This window comes from Allosphingosinicella sp. (genome assembly GCF_036387215.1).
Lineage (GTDB): Bacteria > Pseudomonadota > Alphaproteobacteria > Sphingomonadales > Sphingomonadaceae > Allosphingosinicella.
The window spans coordinates 1-6581 of the sequence record NZ_DASVUE010000129.1; the positions used below are offsets into that span (position 1 = coordinate 1).

At 68.5% G+C, this 6581-nt stretch carries 9 protein-coding genes; 4 read left to right on the forward strand and 5 right to left on the reverse strand.

The annotated features are described in order from the left end of the window. The 4 genes from VF662_RS05160 to VF662_RS05175 all read right to left on the reverse strand — a co-directional run. Positions 1–516 (reverse strand): AAA family ATPase (locus VF662_RS05160; protein WP_464138563.1); only part of this gene is annotated, 516 nt, incomplete at its 3' end. Between the two features lie 28 nt (positions 517–544). After that, entirely contained in the window at positions 545–1261 is a 717-nt protein-coding gene (locus VF662_RS05165; RefSeq protein ID WP_464138565.1) for a thioredoxin domain-containing protein, read from the reverse strand. After that, positions 1258–2004, reverse strand: a complete 747-nt coding sequence (locus VF662_RS05170) for a DsbA family protein (protein ID WP_464138567.1) — start codon at positions 2002–2004, stop codon at positions 1258–1260. The genes VF662_RS05165 and VF662_RS05170 overlap by 4 nt, the downstream gene beginning before the upstream one ends. A 5-nt stretch (positions 2005–2009) precedes the next feature. Further along, positions 2010–2609 (reverse strand): DUF721 domain-containing protein, encoded by a 600-nt coding sequence (locus VF662_RS05175; protein ID WP_464138568.1) that lies wholly within the window; start codon positions 2607–2609, stop codon positions 2010–2012. Between VF662_RS05175 and mutY the strand changes: the two genes are divergently transcribed. From mutY to VF662_RS05195, 4 genes are all read left to right on the forward strand, one after another. Next, entirely contained in the window at positions 2608–3639 is a 1032-nt protein-coding gene (mutY, locus tag VF662_RS05180) for an A/G-specific adenine glycosylase (RefSeq protein WP_464138572.1), read from the forward strand. The two genes, VF662_RS05175 and mutY, sit on opposite strands and share 2 nt — an antisense overlap. Continuing rightward, the gene (gene nudC, locus VF662_RS05185; RefSeq protein ID WP_464138576.1) at positions 3636–4508 is read left to right on the forward strand and encodes an NAD(+) diphosphatase; all 873 of its coding nucleotides are present in this window, start codon (positions 3636–3638) and stop codon (positions 4506–4508) included. Before mutY ends, nudC begins: the two co-directional genes overlap by 4 nt. Before the next feature lie 102 nt (positions 4509–4610). After that, positions 4611–5333 (forward strand): c-type cytochrome, encoded by a 723-nt coding sequence (locus tag VF662_RS05190; protein ID WP_464138579.1) that lies wholly within the window; start codon positions 4611–4613, stop codon positions 5331–5333. Positions 5334–5344: 11 nt separating this feature from the next. Continuing rightward, complete coding sequence (locus tag VF662_RS05195) at positions 5345–5791, forward strand: DUF1801 domain-containing protein (protein ID WP_464138583.1); 447 nt, start codon at positions 5345–5347, stop codon at positions 5789–5791. On the opposite strand, the gene VF662_RS05200 is transcribed toward VF662_RS05195, so the two are convergent. After that, positions 5792–6581, reverse strand: a 790-nt coding sequence (locus tag VF662_RS05200; protein ID WP_464138586.1) for an LOG family protein, incomplete at its 5' end; no start/stop codon positions are given.

The following is a 6581-nucleotide window of genomic DNA, read 5'->3' on the forward strand; positions in this document are numbered from 1 at the left end:
GATGCCGGCCGCTTCCTCGAGCATCATCCGGCGCTCGGTCGGCTTGGCGGCGATCACGGCAGCGATCTTGCCCTGGCTGACGAGAGCCGGCGAATGCGCTCCGGTGGCGGCATCGGCGAAGAGCAGGGCGACGTCCTTGGCGCGGACGTCGCGGCCGTTCACCCGGTATGCGGAGCCGGCGCCGCGCTCGATCCGGCGGGTGACCTCGACCTCGCCGTCCTTGCCTGCGCCGAGATCGCCGGGGATGTCCTCGGCGGCGCGCTCGACCAGCAGCGAGACCTCGGCGAAATCGCGGGAGGGGCGGAAGGCGGTGCCGGCGAAGATGACGTCGTCCATGCCCGAGCCGCGCATCGACTTGGGGCTGGATTCGCCCATCACCCAGCGGATCGCCTCGAGAACGTTGGATTTGCCGCAGCCATTGGGGCCGACGACGCCGGTGAGGCCGGGCTCGATCCGGAGCTCGGCAGGCTCGACGAAGCTCTTGAAGCCGGAAAGCTTCAGCCGCTTTATCTGCATGCCTGCCCCCCCGAGCCCATGCCTGCCGCTAGCCCCCCGCTTTGGCGATCAGGGGCTGAAGCTCGGCCCAGGTATCCGCCTCGACCATCTTGCCGTTGAGGAAGAAGGTTGGCGTGTGGTGGACGCCCGCTGCGCTTGCGGCCTCGTACATCTTTCCGAGCCGGTCGAGCGCCGGTTTGCTTGCCAGGCACGCCGTCGCCCGCTGGGGCGGAATGCCGGCCCGCGCCGCGAGCGGGCCCAGGCCCGCAATCTCGACCAGGCGGCCGAATTTCTGCGCGTCCGGCAGTGCCTGCAGCTGCGCCGCCTGCGCATCGCTGATCGCCGCGATCCTTCCGTACCACTCGGGCTGCGTCGCATAGATCGCGTCCGCGAGGCGGAAGAAATTCTGCGGCGGTGCGCAGCGGGCAAGGAGCGAGACGGCGATGTCGGGCGCGTTCAGCACCATGTTGCGGAATTCGAAGCTGAGCTTACCGGTCCGGACCCGCTCGGCGAGCGGCGCCTTCGCCGCGGCGCTGAAGGCGGCGCAATGCGGGCAGGTGAGCGAACCATATTCGACCAGCTTCACCGGCGCGTTCGGATTGCCCATCCGGAAACCGCCCTGCGGGGTGGCGACGACGGTGCGGGTCCAGTCCCGCTGCGCCGCGGCTTTGGCGGCGGGGCGGCGCGCCTGTGCGTCGGCGGCCGCGGCTGCGCTTCCGAGCGCGGCAGCGACCGCAAGCGGCGCGATCCAGGTGCGGATCGTCACTGGCCCATCGCCGCGCGGAGCTTCGGCTCCAGCTGCGGCCAGATCGCACTGTTGGCGAGCTCGATGATCTTGCCGTTGATGAAGAAGGTCGGCGTCCCGGTGACGCCCTCCTGGTTGCCCAGATTGGTGAGGCCGGCGAGTTTCTGGAGGCCCTGCTGGTCGGCAAGGCACTGGTCGATCTTCGCCTGCGGCATGCCGCGCTGGCGGAAGAACTGATCGAGGCCCGCACTCTTAACGATCGCAGTCACCTGCTGCTCGGGCGGAAGCGACTGGAGCTGCTGGAGCTGATCCTGAGGAAGCGCCTGGACCTTGCCGACCCAATTCTTCTGATCCGCATAGATCTGCTCGGTGAGGGCGAAGAACGGGCCTGGCCCTTGGCAGCGCGAGAGCAGCGACATTCCCGGATCGGTCGGGAACAGCATGTAGTGCCGGAATTCCCAGCTTACCTGGCCGGTCTTGACCATGTTGGTCAGCGGCTCGCTCGCCTCCTCGGAGAATTCGCCGCAGTGCGGGCAGGTGAGCGAGGCATATTCGACCAGCTTCACCTGCGCATTGGGATTGCCCATGCGGAAGCCGCCCTCGGGCGTTTCGACCACCGTCTGGGTCCAGTCGCCGTTCGCCGGAGGCGCTACGGCCGCGGCCGGCGCGGCGCTGTTGCCGGACGCGTTGCCGCCGCCATTGTCGCCGCAGCCCGTCAGGAGGAGCGCGAGAGCGAGCGCGCCGGTGCCGATCAGTGCCTTCATATTCTCTACCTCGTCAATTTGCCGACGATCGGGATCGTCATCATTTGAGCTGCCCGCCCTTCGCTTTCGGCGACGCCGCGCGCAAGGGCTTCGAGCACCGCGCGAAGCTCGGGGTCCTCTATGGCCCGAAGGCTGTCGCCCATCTCGGCCGGAATCGGCCGGAGCGACGGCGGCGCGGTCCGCGCCTTTGCCTTGGCAAGCTGAACCATGCCTTGCTTGAAGGCCACGCGCTCGACCGCGGCATAGCCGAAGAAGCGGTTGACCCGCTCGACGATCACCGGCGCCACATGCTGCATCATCGGCGCGTGCGCGCCTTCGACCACGAGTGTGAGTACGCCCTCGGCGCGCTTGCCCGGCGGGAAGCGGATCGATTCCGGCGAGGAGACTGCGGCGTAGCGCTCGCCGACGATCTCCCTCCAGCGGCTGACGATCGAGGACTGGACGAAGCCGAAGCGGCGGAAGGCGGCTCGGCCGACGTCCGGGAGCATATCGGAAACAGCGCGCGCGCGCAGGGCCCGCTGCGGCTCCTTCGAAGCGGCAGGGGCGCCCTTTTTCTTTGGCTCGACCGATTTCGCCATCGGCGGCAGCATGGCATAGGGGGGCATGCCAGTCGATGCCTCCAATGCCCTCCTGCGCTGGTATGTTGTGGATAAAAGGGCGCTTCCCTGGCGTGCGGCCGAGGGGGAGACGCCGGACCCGTACCGCGTGTGGTTGTCGGAGGTGATGCTCCAGCAGACGACGGTCGCCGCTGTGAAGCCCTATTTCGAGAAGTTCACGAGCCGCTGGCCAACGGTGGAGTCGCTGGCGGCGGCCGAGGACGGCGAAGTCATGGCTGCCTGGGCCGGGCTCGGTTACTATGCCCGCGCCCGTAATTTGCTGGCCTGCGCAAGGGCGGTGGCGGCGGAGCATGGCGGGCGCTTCCCAGGCGCCGAGGAGGAGCTGCTGAAGCTTCCGGGCATCGGCCGCTACACTGCGGCCGCGATCGCTGCGATCGCCTTCGGGCGGCGCGCGGTGGTGGTGGACGGCAATGTCGAGCGGGTCGTGGCGCGGCTGTTCGCGGTCGAGGAGCCGCTGCCGGCGGCACGGGCGAGGCTCTACGAGCTGACGGACGGCATCACGCCCGGCGAAGGCTGCGGTGACTTCGCGCAGGCGATGATGGACCTCGGCGCCACGATCTGCACGCCCCGGAACACGGCCTGCGGCATCTGTCCGCTGGCTGCAGACTGCCGGGCGCGCATCGAGGGGGAGCCGGAGCGTTATCCCGTTAAGCTCCCGAAGGCCGCCAAGCCGAAGCGGCAGGGGATCGCCTACTGGCTTCAGCATGAGGATCATGTGCTGCTCGTCCGCCGGCCGGCGAAGGGCCTGCTTGGCGGGATGCTTGCGCTTCCGAGCGGCGCCTGGTCGGCATCGCCGGTGGCAGGCGAGGGCGCTCCCGCTGCGGCAAACTGGAACGAGGCCGGAGCCGTGGAGCATGTCTTCACTCACTTCGCGCTCAACCTGCGCCTGCTCTGCGCAGAGGCGGGCGCCCGCGGCGAGGGCATCTGGTGGCCGATCGAGAGGATCGGCGAGGCGGGGCTCCCCACCGTCTTCGCAAAGGCCGCCGCGCGAGCCGCCGACTGGCGGCGGGCGGCATGACGCCGGCTCCGGGTTTCACCGGGTCCACGATCGACCGCGCCGATAATCTGCGGCTGGATCCGCAACGGGTCGCGGCTCTGGCTGCCGATCCCGCGGCGCGGCTGCTTCGGCTGGAGGTGCTGGACCCGGTGCTGGACGACGGGGGTGGGCTCCGCTGGTCGCGGCTATCCGACCTGCCGGCCGGCGCGGAGCTCATCTTCCTCGGGCTGGACGAGGGGGTCCCGCTGTTCGCGCCGCTGCCGAGGGTCGAACAATCGGGGCAGCGGGCTTGGCACATCTTCTCCCTTTTGAACGCCATGAGCGGAGGCGACGCGGCTTTGTGGGGAACCGCGCGCAGCCTGATCGAATGGCACAACCGGCACCGGTTTTGCGCCAATTGCGGCAAGCCCACCGACGTCTTCCGGGCCGGCTGGGGCCGGAAGTGCGGGAACTGCTCGGCCGAACATTATCCGCGCGTCGATCCCGTCGTGATCATGCTTGCCGAGCATGAGGGGCGGGTGCTCGTCGGCCGGCAGCCGCAATATCCGCCGGGGCGCTATTCCGCGCTCGCCGGCTTCGTCGAGCCGGGCGAGTCGATCGAGGAGGCGGTGGCGCGCGAGCTAAAGGAGGAAGCTGGGATCGAGGTCCGCGGCGTCCGCTATGTGGCGAGCCAGCCCTGGCCTTTCCCCGGCCAGCTGATGGTCGCCTGCCTCGCGCGGGCCGCGGGCGACGCACTCACGATCGACAGGACCGAGCTTGAAGACGCCAAATGGGTCGACCGCGCCGCCGTCCGCTCGGCGCTGGCGGGGGAGCCGGATGCGCCCTTCCTCGCGCCGCCGCGTTTCGCGATCGCGCACACCCTCTTCACAAGCTGGCTGTCGGCGGACTGAGCGGCTTGCCCGGCGCGGCCTCGCCGCCTAAAGGGGCGCAGAATTATCCCACTATGCGCGCCCTGTGCCTGCGGCTGCGCTTTCTCGGAGGTCTGAGGCGGCATGGACGATCGGTTCAACACGATTGCGGGATGGGTGCTCGGGGCGGGTATCGTCGCGCTCGGCGCCACGATCGTCACCGGCGAGATGTTTCATTCCGAGCGGCCCGAGAAGATGGGCTACCCGATCGAGGGCGTCGAAGTGGAAGGCGAGGGCGGAGGCGAGGCGGAGCAGCCGATCGCCGCCTATCTGGCAGCGGCCGACCCGGGCAAGGGCGAAGCCGTGTTCAAGAAGTGCGCGGCCTGCCACACGGCGAACCAGGGCGGCGCCAACGGGCTTGGGCCGAACCTCTGGGGCGTGGTCGGAAAGCCGGTCGCGCATCTCGGTGGCGCATTCGCTTATTCGGACGCGTTGAAGTCGCATGGCGGCACCTGGGATTGGGAATCGCTCAGCCAGTGGCTGAAGTCTCCCAAGACCTTCGCGCCGGGAACGAAGATGACGTTCGCCGGCCTGTCGAAGCCTGAGGACCGCGCCAATCTCCTTGTCTGGCTGAACGCGCAGGGCAGCAACCTGCCGCTTCCGCCGCCCCCCGCAGCCGCAGCCAACCCGGCGGCAGCCGCCGCGGAGGGCGCGGATCAGGGCGCGGGCGGCGACAAGGGCGAGAACGAGCCGGTGCTGAACGAGGCTGGGGCCGCGAAGCAGCCGGAGGGCCGCGTCATGGGCGATGCCGCAACCGCCACGGCCGGCCGCGAAGGCCAGGCGAAGAACACCAGCAAGAGCGAATAGGACAAAAGGGGATGGTCAGCAGCAAGGCGGCCACCCCCGAAGCCTATCTCGCCGAGCTTCCGCCGGAGCGGCGGGAGGTCGTCTCGCGGGTCCGCGACCTCGTCAACGCGAACATACCCGACGGCTATCGCGAGACGGTCGCCTGGGGGATGCTCTGCTGGGGCATTCCGCTCGAGCGCTACCCGGACACGTATAACGGGCAGCCGCTCGGCTATGCTGCCGTCGCAGCGCAGAAGAACCATTATTCGCTCTACCTGAACTGCATCTATGCCTCCGAGGAGCGCACGCAGCGCCTGAAGGAGGCCTATGCGGCGGCCGGCAAGAAGCTCGACATGGGCAAGAGCTGCATCCGCTTCAAAAAGGTGGAAGACCTCGCCGAGGATGTGCTGGCCGAGGCGATCCGCTCCGTCCCGCCCGACGAATTCATCGCCGAATATGAGCGGGTGAGGGCGCGCTAGCTATTTCGTGCAGTCGGCGATCGGCGCGGTCTCGGCATAGCAGTCGCAAATATAGCTCCACGCTTCGTCCGCGGTCTCGACGAACTTGAACAGGTTGAGATCGTCGGGCGCGATCACGCCTTCGTCGACGAGCGCCTGGAAGTTCACGACCCGCTCCCAGAATTCGCGGCCGAACAGCACGATCGGCATCGGCTTGATCTTGCCCGTCTGGATGAGGGTCAGGAGCTCGAAGCCCTCGTCGAACGTGCCGAAGCCGCCGGGGAAGATGGCGACGGCGCGCGCGCGGATCAGGAAGTGCATCTTCCGGAGCGCGAAATAGTGGAACTGAAAGCTGAGGTGCGGGGTCACATAGGGGTTCGGCAGCTGTTCGTGCGGGAGCACGATGTTGAGGCCGATCGATTCCTCGCCCTCGTCGGTGGCACCGCGGTTCGCCGCTTCCATGATCGAGGGCCCGCCGCCCGAGCAGACGACGAAGTGGCGCTTTCCGTCCGCGTCGCGGCCGACGCGGCTTGCGATGCGGGCGAGCTGGCGCGCTTCCTCATAATATTTCGCCTTGGCCTTCAGCCGCTCGGCGACGAGCCGCTGGTGGTCGGTCATGGCGATTTCGACAAGCGCGTCCGCGCGCTCGGGCTCGGGAATGCGCGCCGATCCGTAGAAGACGAAGGTGGATTCGATCCCGGCTTCGTCGAGCAGAAGCTCGGGCTTCAGGAGCTCGAGCTGAAACCGGACCGGGCGCAGATCCTGCCGGAGCAGGAAATCCATGTCCTGGAAGGCGAGGCGATAGGCCGGA